The sequence below is a fragment of the Idiomarina aquatica genome (genome assembly GCF_003987185.1).
Lineage (GTDB): Bacteria > Pseudomonadota > Gammaproteobacteria > Enterobacterales > Alteromonadaceae > Idiomarina > Idiomarina aquatica.
On the sequence record NZ_PIPS01000001.1, the window covers coordinates 455,643 to 474,147 of the forward strand.

Annotated in this window: 14 protein-coding genes; 2 read left to right on the top strand and 12 right to left on the bottom strand. The window is 54.1% G+C overall.

Going from position 1 to position 18,505, the window contains the following annotated elements:
* Positions 1-63: 63 nt before the first annotated feature.
* On the bottom strand, positions 64-2,682 hold the full coding sequence (gene topA / locus CWE23_RS02305; protein WP_105305969.1) for a type I DNA topoisomerase: 2,619 nt from the start codon (positions 2,680-2,682) through the stop codon (positions 64-66).
* Between the two features lie 293 nt (positions 2,683-2,975).
* Between topA and astB the strand changes: the two genes are divergently transcribed.
* Positions 2,976-4,313, top strand: coding sequence for an N-succinylarginine dihydrolase (gene astB, locus CWE23_RS02310; RefSeq protein ID WP_105305968.1), 1,338 nt, complete (start codon positions 2,976-2,978; stop codon positions 4,311-4,313).
* Positions 4,314-4,402: 89 nt separating this feature from the next.
* On the opposite strand, the gene purF is transcribed toward astB, so the two are convergent.
* The 10 genes from purF to fabB form a co-directional block, all read right to left on the bottom strand.
* Positions 4,403-5,920: an amidophosphoribosyltransferase gene (gene purF, locus CWE23_RS02315; protein ID WP_105305967.1), complete on the bottom strand. Its 1,518-nt coding sequence runs from the start codon at positions 5,918-5,920 to the stop codon at positions 4,403-4,405.
* Positions 5,921-5,934: 14 nt separating this feature from the next.
* Entirely contained in the window at positions 5,935-6,429 is a 495-nt protein-coding gene (locus CWE23_RS02320; RefSeq protein WP_105305966.1) for a CvpA family protein, read from the bottom strand.
* A gap of 71 nt (positions 6,430-6,500) precedes the next feature.
* Positions 6,501-7,055: an SPOR domain-containing protein gene (locus CWE23_RS02325; protein ID WP_126819258.1), complete on the bottom strand. Its 555-nt coding sequence runs from the start codon at positions 7,053-7,055 to the stop codon at positions 6,501-6,503.
* Between the two features lie 2 nt (positions 7,056-7,057).
* Positions 7,058-8,362, bottom strand: a complete 1,305-nt coding sequence (gene folC / locus CWE23_RS02330) for a bifunctional tetrahydrofolate synthase/dihydrofolate synthase (protein ID WP_126819260.1) — start codon at positions 8,360-8,362, stop codon at positions 7,058-7,060.
* Positions 8,363-8,378: 16 nt separating this feature from the next.
* Positions 8,379-9,272, bottom strand: coding sequence for an acetyl-CoA carboxylase, carboxyltransferase subunit beta (gene accD, locus CWE23_RS02335; protein WP_126819261.1), 894 nt, complete (start codon positions 9,270-9,272; stop codon positions 8,379-8,381).
* An 86-nt stretch (positions 9,273-9,358) separates the two neighbouring features.
* The gene (gene truA / locus CWE23_RS02340) at positions 9,359-10,144 is read right to left on the bottom strand and encodes a tRNA pseudouridine(38-40) synthase TruA (RefSeq protein ID WP_105305962.1); all 786 of its coding nucleotides are present in this window, start codon (positions 10,142-10,144) and stop codon (positions 9,359-9,361) included.
* A gap of 21 nt (positions 10,145-10,165) precedes the next feature.
* Entirely contained in the window at positions 10,166-12,643 is a 2,478-nt protein-coding gene (locus CWE23_RS02345; protein ID WP_126819263.1) for a FimV/HubP family polar landmark protein, read from the bottom strand.
* Between the two features lie 104 nt (positions 12,644-12,747).
* Entirely contained in the window at positions 12,748-13,764 is a 1,017-nt protein-coding gene (locus CWE23_RS02350) for an aspartate-semialdehyde dehydrogenase (protein ID WP_105305960.1), read from the bottom strand.
* 18 nt (positions 13,765-13,782) lie between these two features.
* Positions 13,783-14,943 (bottom strand): 4-phosphoerythronate dehydrogenase, encoded by a 1,161-nt coding sequence (locus CWE23_RS02355; RefSeq protein ID WP_126819265.1) that lies wholly within the window; start codon positions 14,941-14,943, stop codon positions 13,783-13,785.
* 26 nt (positions 14,944-14,969) lie between these two features.
* Positions 14,970-16,184, bottom strand: coding sequence for a beta-ketoacyl-ACP synthase I (gene fabB, locus CWE23_RS02360; protein ID WP_105305958.1), 1,215 nt, complete (start codon positions 16,182-16,184; stop codon positions 14,970-14,972).
* Positions 16,185-16,373: 189 nt separating this feature from the next.
* On the opposite strand from fabB, the gene mnmC reads away from it, so the two are divergent.
* Positions 16,374-18,143 carry a bifunctional tRNA (5-methylaminomethyl-2-thiouridine)(34)-methyltransferase MnmC2/FAD-dependent 5-carboxymethylaminomethyl-2-thiouridine(34) oxidoreductase MnmC1 gene (gene mnmC / locus CWE23_RS02365; RefSeq protein WP_126819266.1) on the top strand — a complete coding sequence of 590 codons (1,770 nt, stop codon included), beginning with the start codon at positions 16,374-16,376 and terminating at the stop codon, positions 18,141-18,143.
* Between the two features lie 13 nt (positions 18,144-18,156).
* Here mnmC and CWE23_RS02370 read toward each other — a convergent pair whose 3' ends face one another.
* The gene (locus CWE23_RS02370) at positions 18,157-18,420 is read right to left on the bottom strand and encodes a YfcL family protein (protein WP_105305956.1); all 264 of its coding nucleotides are present in this window, start codon (positions 18,418-18,420) and stop codon (positions 18,157-18,159) included.
* Between the last annotated feature and the right edge of the window lie 85 nt (positions 18,421-18,505).

Below are 18,505 nucleotides of genomic sequence, written 5' to 3' on the forward strand. Positions count from 1 at the left end.
ACTGTAGAAAGAAGATCCGTTACTGCCTAGTGGAAAACACCGACACAGGCTGTAGGAAATTGACTACTTTTTATCGATTTCCCAACGACCGTTGTTATAAAACGCCTTCCAGCCGGTCTGCTTTTTATTGATTTCGGTAACCACGTACTGCTCTTTGGTTTTGCGCGAAAAACGCACAATCGCATCGTTACCGTCATCGTCTTCCTGCGGTGCTTCGGCCAGATACTTAAACTTCTCCGGCAAACGGTCTTTAAAGCGTGCCAGTTCTTTCACCGTCACCGCGCGGGTCTCACGCGATTTGGGGAAGGTATTGGCGGATAAAAAGATACCCGAAGCGCCGTCACGCAGAACAAAATACGCATCGGAATCTTCGCACGGCAGTTCCGGTAACGGCACCGGGTCTTCCTTCGGTGGCGCCGGCTCACCGTTGCGTAACAACTTACGGGTATTCTTACAGTCGCTGTTGGTGCAACCAAAGTACTTACCGAAACGCCCTGATTTAAGCTGCATTTCAGCACCACATTTATCACACTCGATGGTTGGACCATCATAGCCTTTGATGCGGAACGAGCCTTGCTCAACCAGATGACCGTCACAGGTCGGATTATTACCGCAAACGTGCAATTTACGCTTCTCGTCAATCAGGTAACTGTCCATGGCGGTGCCGCATTTCGGACAGCGTTTTTTCGCCCGTAACGCTTCGGTTTCGGCCTCATCGTCATCGGAAACTTTAACCGCTTCCTCCCCCGGCACCAGATTGAGTGTCTGTGTACAGCGCTCTTTCGGCGGCAGGTTATAGCCGGAACAGCCCAGGAATACCCCGGTCGACGCGGTACGAATACCCATCTTGCGGCCGCACTTCGGACAATCGATGTCGGTCAGCACCGGCGGATTGCCGCGCATCCCCCCTTCAGTCGGTTCCAGTTCGGCTTTTTCCAAACGCTCTTTAAAGTCCTGATAGAACGAATCCAGCGTTTGTTTCCAGTCTCGTTCGCCGGCGGCGATATCATCCAGCGCCTGTTCCATCTCGGCGGTAAAGTTGTAATTCATCAACTCGGTGAAGTTTTCGATCAGTCGATCGTTAACGATCTCACCCATTTTTTCCGCGTAAAAACGGCGGTTCTCAACTTTTACGTAACCGCGATCCTGAATCGTCGAAATGATCGACGCGTAGGTTGACGGACGGCCAATACCGCGTTTTTCCAGCTCTTTAACCAGCGAGGCTTCGCTGTATCGAGCCGGTGGCTTGGTAAAGTGTTGCTGCGGATCCAGTTTCTGCAGGTCCAGGGTGTCGCCTTTGTCGACGTCCGGCAAAATCTGATCACCGTCTTTTTTGCTACCGGACGGCGGCATCACTTTGGTCCAACCGGCAAATTTCATCACCCGACCGCGGGCTTTAAGTTCGAAATCACCGGCCTGTGCCGTCAGAGTGGTGCTGGTGTATTTCGCCGGTACCATCTGGCACGCCACAAATTGCCGCCAAATCAGCTCATACAGACGCTGTGCGTCACGTTCCATCTGCTTTAACTGTTCGGCTTTCACCGCCACATCCGATGGACGAATCGCTTCGTGAGCTTCCTGAGCGCCCTCTTTTGAACCATAGCGGTTGGGCTTCTCCGGCAGATAATTTTTCCCAAACTGTTCTTCAATTAACGCCCGGCAGGAGGCAACAGCATCGGCACTGAGGTTCGTTGAATCGGTACGCATGTAGGTAATGTGACCGGCTTCGTATAAACGTTGTGCCAGGGTCATGGTTTTCTTAACACCAAAACCCAGTCGCGTACTCGCTGCCTGCTGCAGCGTTGACGTAATAAATGGCGCTGACGGACGACTGCTGGTTGGTTTATCTTCCCGTGCAATAACCTGGTAACTGGCGTCTTTTAACGCCTCCAGCGCGCGTTGTGTTTGCGCTTCGTTATTCGGACGGAAGGTTTTGCCCTGTTCTTTGGCCACCTGCATGCGCAGTTCGTCACTCGACGGCGTCATTAAATCGGCAAACACATCCCAGTACTCTTCCGGGACGAAGGCTTTGATTTCGCGTTCACGCTCTACAACCAGCCGCACGGCGACGGATTGCACCCGTCCGGCCGACAGTCCGCGGGCAATTTTTTTCCACAGCAACGGCGACACCATAAAGCCGACCACCCGGTCGAGGAAACGCCGGGTCTGCTGCGCGTTAACCCGCGCCGTATTTAACTCCGCCGGGTGCTTAAAGGCTTCTTGAATCGCCGATTTGGTGATCTCGTTAAACACCACTCGCTGATAACGATTATCGTCACCCCCGATCAGTTCTTTTAAGTGCCAGGCAATAGCTTCCCCCTCGCGGTCCAAATCCGTTGCGAGAATGATGGCATCGGATTTTTTCGCCAGTTGCTGCAGTTCCTTGACCACTTTTTCTTTGCCCGGCAGCACTTCGTAATGGGCTTCCCAATCGTGCTCGGGATCAATACCCATACGCGCAATCAGGCGTTTGTAATCGCGCTGCTTCTGATAGCGTTCTTTTTCTTCCGGTGCCATCTTACGAATTTCTGCAGCCGGTTTGCTCGGTACTTTTTCCACCGCTTTGGTGGGCAGATCACGGACATGACCGACACTGGACTTAACGACAAAGTCCTTACCCAGATACTTGTTAATCGTTTTAGCTTTTGCCGGGGACTCGACAATAACGAGCGATTTCGCCATAGATTTTATGCTTCTCTTGATAATGTATGACCGACGATATAAGTATTCGACGACGTGATTACAACTGTCACTTGGTCAGTATTTCCTTTTTTTAGGTATATCGGTAATTGCTGGCAGAAACAACCATTGTCCGACAATTTGATAAAAATTCGCACAACTGACATAAACAGTCAGCTTGGCTGCGTTAAGCCAAAGCCCGCAAAAATAAAGGCTTACAAGCTAGCTTTAACAACGTATAATAGCGTCAATCCGATCAATTCGACGCACTATTACAGGAGCGCCTGAACGTGACCATGCAACATTTTGAAGTAAACTATGACGGCCTCGTCGGCCCGACACACAACTACGCAGGCCTGTCATTTGGCAACGTTGCCTCGTTGGCCAATGCCAAATCATCGTCGAGCCCGAAGGATGCTGCCTTGCAGGGACTGCAGAAAATGAAAGCGCTGCACGACATGGGTATGAAGCAGGGTGTGCTGGCGCCGCAGGAACGTCCTGACGTTTATGCATTGCGCCGGGTCGGCTTTACCGGCACCGACGCCGAAGTGTTGTACAAAGCGGCCACACAAGCGCCGGCCATCTTTCAGGCGGTTTGTTCCGCGTCCAGTATGTGGACCGCCAATGCGGCAACGGTATCGCCAAGCGCAGACACGGCCAACGGTAAAGTGCACTTTACGCCGGCCAACCTGACCAATAAATTCCATCGTTCGCTGGAGCCGCAAACCAGCGGTCGTATCCTGCAGGCGATGTTCAGCAACGAACGTTACTTCCATCATCATAAGCACTTACCGGATAACGAGCATTTTGGTGACGAAGGCGCCGCCAACCACACCCGTCTGTGTCGTGAATACGGCCACGCCGGTGTCGAGTTGTTTGTCTATGGCCGACATGCCTTTGATTCATCAAAGCCGGCACCAAAGCGTTACCCGGCTCGGCAAACACTGGAAGCCAGTGAAGCCATCGCCCGCCTGCACGGTCTGTCAGAGGACAACACGGTGTTTATCCAACAGAACCCGGATGTGATTGACCAGGGCGTGTTCCATAACGACGTGATTGCCGTCGGCAATCAGAACGTGCTGTTCTATCACGAGCAGGCATTTGCCGACACCGAAGCCAAACTGGCGGAGATTCAGCAGAAATTTGGTGACAGTGAATTACACTTTATCAAAGTCAATACGGCCGACGTCAGCGTCGAAGACGCGGTCAGCACCTATTTGTTTAACACTCAGTTGATCACGCCACCAGACGGCAAGATGACCATCATCGCGCCGACCGAGTGTGAAGAGAACCCGCGCGTTAAGGCGTACCTCGACTCGTTAGTCAGCCGTGGTGGTCCGATCCAGCGGGTAGAATTCTTTGACGTTAAGCAGAGTATGCGCAATGGCGGTGGTCCGGCGTGTCTGCGTCTGCGTGTGGCGTTAAATGACGAAGAGCTGGGTGCGGCCAACCAGAACTGTTTGATGTCTGACGAGCTGTTTGCGCGCCTTAATAAGTGGGTTAATAAGCACTACCGCGACGAGTTGGCGGTGGATGATCTTCGTGATCCGGCTCTGCTGGAGGAGTCACGCGCCGCCTTGGACGAACTGACGCAAATCCTGAAACTGGGTTCAGTCTACGCGTTCCAACGCTAGACACGGGTTTGCGCCCGCTTGCCAGGCCAGGCACGCCGAAGTGCGTGCCGCCCGGCAAGCCGCCTTAGGCGGCGTCTGCCGCGCAGCGTTTAATCGTTGTCGTTGTGCAGTTCCAGGTTGGCGTCTTCACTGCCGTCACGCTGTGCTTTAGCCGTGTCGTTGCGCGCCGCATCCAACTGATCCAGGTAATCCTGACTGATATCACCCGTCACATACTCACCGTTAAACACCGACGTTTCGAAGCGCTGAATGCTTGGGTTTTCCTGACCAACAGCCGCTACCAGGTCTTCCAGATCCTGATAAATCAATCCGTCCGCTTTGATCATGTCACAAATCTCGATCGATTCACGGCCATGACCAATCAGCTCGTTGGCGCTTGGCATGTCAATGCCATAAACGTTCGGGAAACGAATTTCCGGCGCTGCTGAGGCGAAATAGACCTTCTTTGCCCCAGCATCACGAGCCATCTCAATGATTTGCTCCGACGTCGTTCCGCGCACGATAGAGTCGTCCACCAACAACACGTTCTTGCCTTTAAACTCGGCACTGATGGCGTTCAACTTACGACGCACCGATTTACGTCGTTGAGTTTGCCCCGGCATGATAAAGGTACGGCCGATGTAGCGGTTTTTAACAAAACCCTGGCGGTACGGTAAATCCAGCGCACTGGCAATTTCAAGCGCGATATCGTTGCTGGTTTCCGGTATTGGAATAACCACATCGATGTCCAGATCGGCGTAATCCCGCTTAATTTTCTCACCCAGTTTACGACCCATATTAACCCGTGACGCATACACCGAAATACCGTCGATAAAGGAATCCGGACGAGCAAAATAAACATACTCAAAAATGCACGGGCAATGCTTCGGCTTATCCGCGCACTGACGCGAATACAATTTACCGTCGTTAGTGATGTAGATCGCCTCGCCTGGCTCAACATCACGCACGTATTTAAAGCCGGTACCGTCAATAGCAACACTTTCTGAAGCGACAATGTATTCATCACCGTCTTCGGTCTCACGTTTACCTAACGCCAGCGGGCGAATGCCCCAGGGATCACGGAACGCGACCAGGCCATGTCCGAGAATCATGGCTACCACGGCATAGGCACCACGGATTTTGCGGTGCACGGCAGTAATGGTACGAAAGATATCATCATCGTTCAGACGCAGGCTGTCGTTTTTATCCAGTTCATTGGCAAAAACGTTGAGCAGGATTTCGGAATCCGACGTCGTGTTGATGTGGCGACGCGCGGTTTTAAATAAATGATTATGCACGTCCGCGGCATTGGTCAAATTGCCATTATGAGCCATGGCAATGCCAAAAGGCGAGTTGACGTAAAACGGTTGAGCCTCCGCCGAGCTTGAGCTGCCTGCGGTTGGGTAACGCACATGGCCAATACCGACTTTGCCGGCCAGACGGTGCATATGGCGTGTATGAAAAACGTCACGAACCAGTCCATTGGCTTTGCGCAGACGCAAGGTGTTGTATTCATCCACCGTCATGATGCCGGCGGCATCCTGACCACGGTGCTGGAGCATGGTTAAACCATCATACAACGCTTGGTTAACGGGCTGCTTGCCAACGATACCAACAATACCACACATAAAACGATGACCTCTTAAACGGGTTTCGGGACTAAAAAGCTAGAGCTTGTTTCGAGATATTCAAAGAACCACTGAATGAACACGCCAAAATGCGGGATCAGGACCGAATCTTGCCACCATTGACTGTCGGACAAGCCCGTAAACGAATCCATGAAAAACAACAGCGCGGCCACAATTAAAACGCCGCGTAAGGCGCCAAACACCAGTCCCAACACGCGATCCGTGCCGGATAGTCCGGTATGTTCAACCAATTTGGATAAAATGTAATTGACGATGGCGCCGAGGATTAGGGTAACAACGAAAAGGATGGCAATAGCGGCTCCGTTACGGAGCATGGGGTCCTGCAGTTGGGTAATGTATACGGCCAGATCCTGATAAAACTGACTGGCGATAAAAAAGGCCGCAACCCAAATGACCAGTGATACCGCTTCTTTAATAAAGCCGCGAACCAAGCTGACCAGCGTTGATATCGCGATGATGCCAATTATGGAAAAATCTATCCAGAGCATAAGCACTCGTTAGCCCGTCAAAAAGTGTGCGAATTTTAACAGAAACCAGGCAAAAATGTGCCTTTTTTTCGTTAAGGTTTGTAGCTGAGCACTTTACCGTTAAGTCCGGTCAGTTTGGCCAGTGCCGGCAACTGTTTTTCCAGCTCCGCTTTCGAGGTGTCTGGCCCCACCATCAGCTTGGTCAAACGGCCGGAACGTTCACTGTAGGCCGCATAGCCTTTATCCCGTAATTGCACCACTAATTTATTGACGCTGTCGGCGTTACTGAAGGCTCCAAGCTGAATAACGTAAGCTTCGCCGTCCGCGGCAAACTCTTTGGGCTCTCGCGGCGGTGCCTGAAGCGTTGCGGCGCTGTCGTCATTATTAATGGGCTGTGCCGTGTCAGCGGTCTTTTCCAGCTCGCTCTCATCGTTCTCGGCATCGTTCTGCTGCAACCGCGCACGAGTTTCCTCAGGCACAGGCTGCGGCTCCTGCAGCGCTACTTCCTGTTCCGGTTGCAAAGGAATGGTTTCGAATTCTTCGACCGTTTCGGCTTTTTCGCCGTCGAGCACATCGGGCAAAATAATGACGGCAAGTGCGACTAAGATGATGGTTCCAACCAATCGATTTTGTAGTGGGCTGGCCAAACTTAGCTCCTTATTCGCTGATTAATTCTGCCAACAGTGTAAAACGAGCCAAATACGAACACCAGCGGCTTTTCGTTTGCACTTGCTGCAGCATCAACGATGGCCTGTTCAAACGCCTGCTCAACCTGGTCAAAACACTGCACCTCGGCCTGGCTTTCCTGCAGGCTCGGCGCCTGCGCCAGAACCTGCGCCTGGTTGCCCCGCGGTTCGCTCAAAGTGCCCAGATACCAACGTTGAATGCGACCTTGCAGCTGTGCAAAAACGGCATTGTGGTCTTTGTCTTTTAACATTCCCACCACCGCGACGATCGGCCGCTGCTTGTAACGCTTATTCAATACTTGCAGCAAATACTCCGCCGCGTGCGCGTTGTGCGCCACGTCCAGCAGCACATCGCAACCACCATAGCTCAATTGTTGCATACGGCCCATCAACTGCGCGCGCTGCAGCCCCGAGCGTATCGCATCGGCACTGACCGCCAGCGGTAACGACTCCAGCGCCGCTATCGCAGTCGCCGCATTCATCAGCGGTAGTTGCGGCAACGGTAATTGCAACAGGTTCGACTCGATACCTCGATAATGCCAGCAACCGTCCGCTTCACTGTAGCCGAAATGAGTACCACTCTGTCGCAGTTTTGCGCCGACTTCTTCAGCAACGGTTTTAATACTTTTCGGTGGGCGCTTATCACCGCAAATTAACGCCTTACCTGCGCGTGCGATGCCGGCTTTTTCGCGCCCGATCTGTTCGCGGTTATCACCGAGGAACTGAATATGATCAATGCCAATACTGGTCACTACCGCAACGTCAGGGTCAACCACGTTAACGGCATCAAGACGCCCCCCTAGCCCAACTTCAAGAATGGCAACATCCAGCGCTTGCTGTTGCATCAACCAAAATGCCGCCAACGTGCCGAATTCAAAATACGTTAACGAGGTATCACCACGCGCCGCTTCGATGGCGGTAAAGGCCTGTACATGCTGTTGCTCGCTCAGCATGTCACCATCAATGGTAACGCGTTCCCGGTAGTCAACCAGGTGCGGCGACGTGTACACCCCAACCCGATAACCGGCATCGCGCAGGATGTGCTCAAGATAACTGACGGTAGAGCCTTTACCGTTGGTACCGGCCACGGTAATGACATAACGAGCCGGCTTAGCCGCCGATGAGGAAGGAGACAAACGCTGGTAAACCTGCGCGACCCGAGTCAGGCCAAGGTCTATTTCCGTGCTGTGGAGGTGCTCAAGATAATTGAGCCAGTCGCTTAGCGCCGAGTCCTTACCCGGCGCTGTGATGGTCTTCCCTGGGGACATACTTACGCCCTTTTGCTTAGGCCTTGACTAACGGCGCAGTGTCGTCGTCCTCTGCACCCACCGGCGATGGCAACTTCATCATTTTCGCCAGCAAGCGAGCAACGGTCGCACGCATTTCGCGGCGATCGACAATCATATCAATGGCGCCATGCTCGAGCAAAAATTCTGCGCGCTGGAACCCTTCCGGCAACGTCTGACGCACGGTCTGCTCGATAACCCGCGGACCGGCGAAACCAATCAGCGCTTTTGGTTCGGCAATATGGATATCGCCCAACATCGCCAAACTGGCTGAAACCCCACCCATGGTTGGGTCAGTCAGTACCGAAATATAGGGCAGTCCTTCCTCACTCATGCGGGCCAGTGCGGCTGACGTTTTCGCCATTTGCATCAATGACATTAAGGCTTCCTGCATACGCGCACCGCCGGAGGCCGAAAAGCACACCAACGGCAGTCGATGTGCCAGACACTCTTCGACCGCTTTAACGAATTTAGCGCCAACCACGGACGCCATTGAACCGCCCATAAAATTGAAGTCAAACGCCACGGCCACCACAGGAACGCCCTGTACGGTGCCACGCTGAGCGATCAGAGCGTCCTTCTCGCCACTGCTTTTTTGTGCAGCTGCGATGCGATCTTTGTATTTCTTCGAGTCTTTAAACTTAAGAATATCCTTAGGCTCAAGCTCGGCGGCAATTTCTGTTACCCCTTGCTCGTCTAAAAACAATTTCAGCCGCTCACGGCCGGTCAGCCGCATGTGATGATCACATTTCGGGCAAACGCTTAAGTTACGGTCAAGGTCGTTGCGATAAATGATCGCATCACAAGCCGAACATTTACTCCAAACGCCCTCAGGGACGTTTTTACGTTTATTCGATTTCGGCTTGGCAAGAATTCGTTCAATCCAGCTCATAGATGTTTGCTTTTGCACTCAGTGTCGTATTTGTTGAATAGCTTACATGGTAGCACAACTCGGTCAAGCAAAGAGGTCATAACAGTTTAGGGTGCAAACCATAATGGCCCCGGCTCCGGCGTGGGTAACTGCAGTTCATTCGGATAATCGACCTGCACCAGATACAAGCCGCCGGGCTTGGCGGTAGCCGCAGCCTGGGTACGGTCACGGCAGGCAAGCAGCTCACCCAACCATTCCGGTGGCTGCTGATGCCGACCAATAACAATCAGGCTACCGACAATATTGCGTACCATATGATGTAAAAAGGCGTTCGCCTTGATATCGACGATAATAAAATCACCACGCCGCGTCACACTCAGGTGAGTAACTTCACGATGCGCCGAGTGCGACTGGCATTGGGCTGCTCGAAAACTGGTAAAATCGTGCTCACCCAGCAACGCCGGCGCCGCCGCCTGCATAGCCTGTTCATCCAGAGGATGATGATAGTGGCTAACGCCGTGGCTGTGAATCCCCGGACGCAGACGCGTATTGGCAATAATGTAGCGGTAACGACGTGCGGTTGCACTAAAACGGGCACTGAAATCATCAGCTACCGGTTGCGCCCAGCGTACCGCGATATCAGCCGGCAGGTTACTGTTAACGCCAAGCGTCCAGGCCGCCGCCCGACGTTCCTGCGACACATCAAAATGCACCACCTGATTGGTGGCGTGGACACCGGCGTCAGTACGACCGGCACAGACCGTTTCGATCGGCTCATTAGCGACCTTGCTCAGTGCTTTTTCCAGCCGCTCCTGAACCGTATCGACTTCCTGCTGGCGTTGCCAGCCAAAATACCGGCTTCCGTCATATTCCAGACCCAGCGCAATTCGCATACCGCACCCTTACGAATAAAGTTATGAGTCTATCCGCGACAACAACGCTTTGGCATCTTTTGCCAGCCGTTCGTCGTCGTTATCAATCAATTGCTGCAAAATCTCACGGGCTTCGCCTTCTTCACCCATATCGATATAGGCACGGGCTAAATCCAGTTGTGCCGAGGCTTCTTCATCAAAGTCCGGCTCTTCATCACCATTAAAATCCTGCAACTCTTCGTCGTTCAGCAACTCTTCGACCTTGGCCGCATCGTACTTGTCTTCATCACTGTCGTCGCCATCACCATCGTCGGCGTCCTGCATCAGTGAATCAATATCAAGATAACCGCCGTCGTCGTCTGTTTGTTCTTCACCCGTCGCTTCCGGCTGGGACTGTGGCTTTGGTTCTGGTTCTGATTCTGATTGTGGCGCTGGTTCTGACGCTGGCTCGGCGGCTGTGCTGTCGTCACCAAACAGCGCGTCCAAATCCTCGTCGGCCTGTTGCTCGGCTTGCTCAAGGGCTTCATCGTCCTCCGGCAGCTCTTCCTCGATATCATCGAGGTCGCCCAGTTCTGACTCGAGCTCTTCTGACGCCTGCAGCAAACTGTCCAGGTCCTCGCCGTCCGCGTCGTCCGGATCCTCTTCATCACCCTCTTCGATGCCTAACTGAGCAAGGGTTTCGTCAGCGGCATCCGGATCTTCATACTCTTCCGTCGGCGTGTCTGTATCGCTTTCATCGTCTGCTGGCTCATCGGTATCCGATTCAGGTTCAGCGCTCGCTTCAGCGGCGGGCTCTGACTCTGACTCTGGTTCTGGCTCAGGCTCAGGTTGCTGTTCAGGTTCTTGCTCACCCTCAGCGGCTGCATCTGGCTCGTCATCGGCTTCTGGTTCAGGCTCGGATTCGGTTTCCGGCTCCGGTTGTTGTTCAGATTCTGGCTCAGATTCTGACTCTGGCTCCGACTCGGGTGCTTGTTCTGGTTCAGACTCGGGCTCTGCTTCTGATTCCGGCTCTGTCTCTGGTTCTGGTTCCGATTCCAGCTCAGCCTCTTGCTCAGCTTCCGCGTCAGCCTGCGCTTCCTCTTCATCATCGGACTCTGTCGCCGCGTCATCGTCATCATCATCCAATGACAAATCGAGCGCCGGTTCATCGTCGTCATCCGACTCCGAGAACAACCGATCCAACTCTTCCTGAGACAACTCGCTCGAGCCCTCATCGTCATCCGTATCAGCCTGACCCACATCGTCGTCATCCGTCGGCAACAGGTCAGCATCTTCATCCGCTAACTCATCATCAGCGCTTTGAGCGCTGTCTTTGTCCTGGTTTTGCGCTGACTCGTCTTCATCGTCTTCGTCATCAAGACGAATGCTAAAGTCGTCATCGTCATCGCCCAACTGACCGGTTTGTGTCAGTTCCGCTTCCAGCGCACTCAAATCATCGCCGAGCTCATCGTCATCATCGGCTGATGCATCACCATCGAGATTAAACAGTCCGTCATCAGCATTGTCCTGTCCGCCGGCCATCAGTTCGCGATCCAGTGCCTTCGACGCTTCTTCATCGTTCAGCTCTTCGACCTTCTTCGACGCCGGCACGTCCTCTTGTTCAACTTCCGGCTTGCGGCGGAAGACAAAGAAGTACAGCGCGAAAATCACCAGCAGTGCCGGCAGTATCGCCAATAACGCCAGATTCAGAGGGTTCTTCAACCACTCCATGAATCCGGAGCTGCTTTCGGTCACCTGTTCCTGCTGCTGCATTGCCAGCATTTGTTGCTGCTGTTGCAGTAGCTGATTAAATTGTTCTTCCAGTTCACCGGTCTGCTGCAAACCGGCCGACAACTCGTCAATACGCTCAGCAAGGTTATCCAGCCGCTGCTGAATCGCCTCGTTTTCGTCATAAACCCGTTGCACCGCCTGCAACGATTGATTCACTTCGGCGCGCAACTCCGCAAAGCTCTGTTGTTGCTGTTGTTCAACCTCTTCAATCACCTGCTCCGCTCGCTCACGGGCTTCGTTCAGCACCTGCTGCTGTTCAGCGCGCGTTTGCCGGGTTTCCGTTTCGGCCTCGCTCAGACGTTGCTGTTGTGATTGTAGTTGTTGATCCGCCAGCACCCGACGCCGCGCCGTTTCCGGGTTGATCATGCGGATTTCCTGCAGACTCGGGATACGCAAGTAAAAACCGTCAAGCATACGGTTGATGTTGCCATCGACAAAGGCGCGCGGATTGGCCTGGGCAATCGCTACCATAGTTTGGTACTGGGTAACGCTGGAGTGCGGGCGATACTCGCGGGCGATCGCCCACAAGGTGTCAGCAGAAGTGATTGGGCCGTAGCGTTCCTGCCCCTCACGGACATCGGTAGCTTCCGAGCCTTTTTCGCCTTTGATGATAACGCCGTCCTGTTGCAACGGCGTTACAGGGGTTGCAGCAAGCGCAAGGGGGACGCTGATAAGGCCTATCAGTAAGCCGCTGATTAACCGGCGTCTTATCGTTGCTCGATGTGTGCGTCCAATGTTGGTTATCTTCATCCTTTAATCTCTGCCCGCGCTTTGCTGTTATTATTAACGGCGTCCATCATAAAAACTTTATGACATAAGCGTCGCCTTTTTACCACACTCTTTTCAACAACCCGTTACCAATATTCGCGAATCAAGTGCTCAGCAATTTGAATCGAGTTAGTCGCGGCGCCTTTGCGAATGTTGTCGGCTACCACCCACAAGTTCAAACCCTGCGGATGACTGATGTCTTCACGAATACGGCCAACAAAGACCTCATCGTGACCGGCGGCATTGCCAACCTGAGTCGGGAACTCTTCCCGGGTTTCCAGCAGAGTGATTCCCGGCGCGTCCTGCAACAACTGCTTCGCGTGCTCAGCAGTAATCGGCTGACGGGTTTCGATATGAATCGCTTCGGCGTGACCGAAGAATACCGGTACCCGCACCGCGGTCGGATTCACGCGAATGGTCGGATCATTGAGTATCTTCTGGGTTTCCCACACCATTTTCATTTCTTCTTTGGTGTAGTCGTTGTCCATAAACACATCAATTTGCGGAATGCAGTTAAAGGCAATCTGACGGCTGAAGTTTGCCACCGTCGGCTCTTTGCCGTTTAACAGTTCGGCGGTTTGCTTGGCGAGCTCTTCCATCGCTTCCTTACCGGCACCGGACACCGACTGGTAGGTGGCAACGTTAATGCGCTCAATACCAACCGCATCATGCAATGGCTTTAGCGCCACCAGCATCTGAATGGTTGAACAGTTCGGGTTGGCGATGATGTTGCGATTACGGAAGTCCGCCAACGCATAACCGTTCACTTCCGGCACCACCAGCGGGATGTCCGCTTCGTAACGAAATTCTGAGGTGTTATCAATCACCACACAGCCGGCTTCAGCGGCCTTAGGTGCAAATTCGCGGGAAATACTGCCACCGGCTGAGAAAAACCCAATATCAGCCTCACTCCAGTCGAATTCTTCGGCGTTGAGTACTTCGATGTCTTCGCCACCGAATTTTACCGTAGCACCAGCCGAACGCGCACTGGCGAGCGGAAACAATTGGCTCACAGGAAATTTTCGCTGCTGCAGGATCTCAATCATCTGTTGACCCACCAACCCGGTGGCACCTAAAACGGCAACGCGAAAACCTTCAGACATAGTAACTCCTGTATTATGCTAGGACTGCGCCCTGACGGCGTTAAAGCCCAACTGTAAAAATTGTTCAAACTGCTGACTATTATGACACGCAATACGTTGATTGTTGAACTGTCGGCGTGGATTATCTTTACGATACTGTTTTCGTAATTGATCAAAGCCGGCCGCGGTGCCGCCGTCTCTGCGCATCAGGGCATCGTCGCGCCAGATATCGTAACGGTGCAGTGCCAGCGCCGCCAAATCCTCCAGCGACGCAATCTGCGTTGCGTCAAAGGTCGGCCATGGGCAGGCCGGCAACACGCTGTCAGCGTCGGCGGTAAACGGCCGCTGCAAAAACGCATACAAGGCTTCGGCCACTTTCAATGCACCACCGACTTTGCCTTCGGCACTGTGGCCGGCAATGTGCGGCGTGGCAATCGAAACGTGCTCCAGCAACGCCACCGCAATGGCTGGCTCGCCTTCCCACACGTCCAGGATCAGGCCCGGACAATCACCCTGTTCACAACAAGTCAGTAATGCCTGATTATCAATCACCGCTCCGCGGCTGGCATTAATCAACAAGTGTCCGCTGTGCAGCGACTGCAGGGCTTCAATATCCAATAAATGATGGGTGGGATGAGGGCCTGCCGTCACCAGCGGCACATGACAACTGATGATGTCCGAGTTCAGTACCCGCTGCCAGTGATCGTGCACTTCCAGCCCGGGTGGCACGGCCCCCTTCTGCAACAACGGCGGATCATAATAGTGAACCGTCAGACCCAGCGCGGCCAGACGCCGGCCCGCAGCGCGCCCGGTATTGCCGGCGCCGATGATCGCCACTTCCTTATCCGCCAATGTCGCTAGCTGCTGCCGGCGCTGATAGTGCGCCAGCACCGCGGTCAGTACATACTCACCCACCGAATCCGCATTCGCACCCGGCGCACTGGCCACCGCGATGCCACGCTCCGCCAGCGCCGCCAAATCAAGGTGTTCGGTACCAATGGTTGCGGTGGCCACAAACTTAAGTCGTGGTGCCTGCGCCAGCAAGGCCTCATCAACACGGGTCACCGAGCGCACCAGCAACACCTCCGCCTCGGCTAGCAAATGTGCCGGCGGCTGTCGCTCCGCGTACAAAGACAAAGAACCCGCATCCGTCAGTAATGACGACAATGCGGGTATGTTTTGGTCTGCGACAATCTGCACGTTAACGAATTCGCGTTAAACGTGAATTATTCGCTGTATTCACGCAACACCAGCGTCGCGTTGGTACCACCGAAACCGAAACTGTTCGACATCACGGTCTTCAGTTTTGCTTCGGTTGGCTCACGCACGATGTTCATGCCTTCCGCCGCTTCATCGAGATTTTCGATGTTGATGCTTGGCGTCACGAAGCCGTTTTTCATCATCAACAATGAGTAAATGGCTTCATGTACACCGGCAGCACCCAATGCGTGACCGGTCATGGCTTTGGTCGCGCTGATCATCGGCGTCTGCTCAGGGAACACTTCACGGATGGCTTCCAGTTCCTTCACATCACCTACCGGTGTGCTGGTGCCGTGGGTATTCAGGTAATCGATCGGGGTATCGACCGTCGACATCGCCATCTTCATGCAACGCACTGCGCCTTCACCTGACGGCGCCACCATGTCATAACCGTCCGAGGTTGCACCATAGCCGACGATTTCGGCGTAGATTTTCGCGCCACGGGCTTTTGCCGCTTCCAGTTCTTCGATAACCAGAATACCGCCGCCACCGGCCGGAATGAAACCATCACGGTCACGGTCGTAAGTCCGTGATGCTTTTTCCGGTGTATCGTTGTACTTAGTGCTGAGCGCGCCCATCGCATCAAATTCCATACCCAGCGTCCAGTGCAACTCTTCACCGCCACCGGCAAACACACGATCTTGTTTACCGAACTGGATCAGTTCCAACGCGTGGCCGATACAGTGCGCTGAAGTCGCACAGGCTGAGCTGATGGAATAATTCACGCCTTTAATTTTGTACGGCGTCGCTAAGCACGCTGAGGTGGTTGACGCCATGCAACGCGGAACCATGTAAGGACCCACACGTTTGACGCCTTTCTCACGTAAGGTGTCGGCTGCAGCAACCTGATGTTCGCCGGAAGCACCGCCCGAACCCACCACCAAGCCGGTGCGCGGGTTTGACACTTCCTCGTCGCTCAGGCCGGCATCGGCAATTGCCTGTTTCATGGCGATGTAGGCATAAGCGGCCGAGTCGCCCATAAACCGTAACGCCTTACGATCGATATGATCTTTTACGTCGAGGCGAACAGGGCCCCAGACCTGACAGCGTAGTCCCATTTCAGCAAAAGATTCAGAGCGTTCAAGCCCCGATTTGCCGGTGCGTAATGATGCCAACACTTCTTCCTGGTTGGTGCCGATGCTCGAGACAATCCCGAGTCCAGTGATCACTGCTCTTTTCATTCTGTGTTCCTGTGCGGCGCTGCTGCGCCTTTGGTTTAACTTGAAGTAATTAAAATGCTTAAACTGTTCGCTAGTATGACGCCTATGGTAACGAAGCTAATCCCATCAGGTGGTCTGCTTTGTCTACCGATTTGTACCCATTGGCTGTTATTATAGCGTCCATTATGACAGATTCCATGAGCTAGCTAAATGAATTCAACGGCGGATATCCACTTTAACAGCGACGGCGTGCCCGTATCGAACCAATTTGACGACATTTACTTTTCCGTCGACAGCGGCATTGATGAGTCACGCTACGTGTTTTTACAACACAATGGATTACCCGAGGCATTTGCCAAGCTACCGCAACATTATGAATATGTGGTGACAGAGACCGGGTTTGGCACCGGCTTAAACTTTTTGCTGTGTTGGCAGGCCTTCGTGCAGCACGCACCGGCCAGTTGCCGGCTGGTGTTTGTCAGCTTTGAAAAGTTTCCGCTCAGCCGCGCGCAGTTACAACAAGCGTATCAGGCACTGCCGCAACTGCAACCCTTGTGTGAGCAATTACTTGCGGTCTATCCGTCGCCAGAACAAGGCTGTCACCGGTTGTGTCTAGCCGACGGGCGGGTCACACTGGACCTCTGGTGTGGTGATATTGAGGATCAACTGCCGCAATTTATCGAGCAGGCACGGGGACAGGTTGACCGTTGGTTTCTGGACGGCTTCGCGCCGGCAAAGAACCCGCAAATGTGGCAGCCGTTTTTGTTCGAGGCGATGGCCGCCAGCGCTCACCAACACACCCGTTATGCAACCTTCACAGCCGCCGGCGTGGTCAAGCGAGGGCTACAGGCCGCCGGCTTTAGCGTTGAAAAGGTCAAAGGATTCGGTCGTAAGCGCGAGATGCTGTGTGGACAGGCGCAGCAATCGCAACTGCCGTGCAAGCAAGTGCTGCGCACCGACGCCGTTACCGTTGTCGGCGGTGGCATTGCGGCCGCAACTCTGACGCTGGCACTAACGCGCCGGGGCGTGCCGGTTAAGGTGGTCAGCAACGGCATTGCCGACGGCGCCTCGGGCAACCCTCAGGGCGCGGTGTATCCCTTGTTGCACGCCGAAACCACGCCGCTGAGTCAATTTTATCTGCAGGCCTTCAGCACCGCAGTCAGTTACTATTTGCCCTGGCGTCATCAACACTGGTTTGACAGTGGCGTGATGCAACCGGGTTTTAACCCTCAGCGCCGTCAACGTGCGGAAAAAATTGCCAGCGGCCTTTACAGTGAGCAGACCGTCTCTCTGCAAACACCCGCACAGGCCGATGCCGCCGCTAACCTGGCCATTGGTCAACCCAGCCTGTTGTACCCGGCAGCCGGTTGGCTCCGTCCGGCACCACTGGTTAAGGCGTTGTTTGACAGCGCTGCTGCCGAGCTCAAACAGACCCAGTTTGAGCCTGCTGATGTCCAACCGCATACCCCAACCGTTATCGCCTGTGGTCATCACAGCGCTGCGCTGGTGGAGGCCATCACCGGCGAACGGCCGTCACTGAACCCGGTACGCGGGCAAATCAGTCTGGTTCGCGCCACTCCGGCAACCACCGCGTTGCGCACCGTATTGTGCTACAAAGGCTATATGGTGCCGGCCGATAACGGCCTGCATTGTATTGGCGCGACCTTCAACCGCGGCGATGATCGCACCGATGTGCGTAGCGAAGATGACCAGCAAAATCAGGCCAGTCTTGCCGACTGCGCCGAACAACCATGGGCCGCGGGGCTTGAACACGTCGCCTCGCGCGTCAGTGTAAGAGCCACTACCCCCGATCACCAGCCGATGGCCGGGCTCGTCGCCAATAAGGTGTATGTTTGCAGTGGGTTGGGGTCGCGCGGCCTGACCGCCGCGCCAGTATTGGCCGAGGTGCTTGCCGCGCAAATTACCGGCGGCCTGCAGCCATTATCCAGCGATGCGTTAGCGCGGCTAACACCACGCTAATCGCGGCCACGGCTCAGACGCCTTCCAGCTTCGCCATGAGGTTTTGCACGTGCGCCTGATCCGCAGGCGCCAGTTCATGCTTTGCCTGCTCAACCGCAGCACGCAGGTGCGGCATGATCAACGCCGGATCGGTTTCTCCGTTCATTTCCATTTTCGCAATCACCAAATCAAAGTGTCCGCGCAAATAACCACTGGCAAACAGCTCATCATCGGTGCCGTCGACATAGGCTTGATCAAATACGGCTTCCAGTTGTTCCACCACGACGTTAAGCGACATAAGGTATCCTTTTCATGATAAGTTGGCGGCCATTTTAACCAGCTTTTTGTTACAATGCATCCGCACCTACACGAACATTATCGTC

Coding starts and splice junctions, on each gene's coding strand:
- mnmC (WP_126819266.1), top strand. CDS start 16,374: ATGAATTCAACGGCGGATATCCACTTTAACAGCGACGGCGTGCCCGTA.
- astB (WP_105305968.1), top strand. CDS start 2,976: ATGCAACATTTTGAAGTAAACTATGACGGCCTCGTCGGCCCGACACAC.
- truA (WP_105305962.1), bottom strand. CDS start 10,144: ATGCGAATTGCGCTGGGTCTGGAATATGACGGAAGCCGGTATTTTGGC.
- fabB (WP_105305958.1), bottom strand. CDS start 16,184: ATGAAAAGAGCAGTGATCACTGGACTCGGGATTGTCTCGAGCATCGGC.
- accD (WP_126819261.1), bottom strand. CDS start 9,272: ATGAGCTGGATTGAACGAATTCTTGCCAAGCCGAAATCGAATAAACGT.
- folC (WP_126819260.1), bottom strand. CDS start 8,362: ATGTCCCCAGGGAAGACCATCACAGCGCCGGGTAAGGACTCGGCGCTA.
- CWE23_RS02345 (WP_126819263.1), bottom strand. CDS start 12,643: ATGAAGATAACCAACATTGGACGCACACATCGAGCAACGATAAGACGC.
- CWE23_RS02350 (WP_105305960.1), bottom strand. CDS start 13,764: ATGTCTGAAGGTTTTCGCGTTGCCGTTTTAGGTGCCACCGGGTTGGTG.
- CWE23_RS02370 (WP_105305956.1), bottom strand. CDS start 18,420: ATGTCGCTTAACGTCGTGGTGGAACAACTGGAAGCCGTATTTGATCAA.
- topA (WP_105305969.1), bottom strand. CDS start 2,682: ATGGCGAAATCGCTCGTTATTGTCGAGTCCCCGGCAAAAGCTAAAACG.
- CWE23_RS02320 (WP_105305966.1), bottom strand. CDS start 6,429: ATGCTCTGGATAGATTTTTCCATAATTGGCATCATCGCGATATCAACG.
- purF (WP_105305967.1), bottom strand. CDS start 5,920: ATGTGTGGTATTGTTGGTATCGTTGGCAAGCAGCCCGTTAACCAAGCG.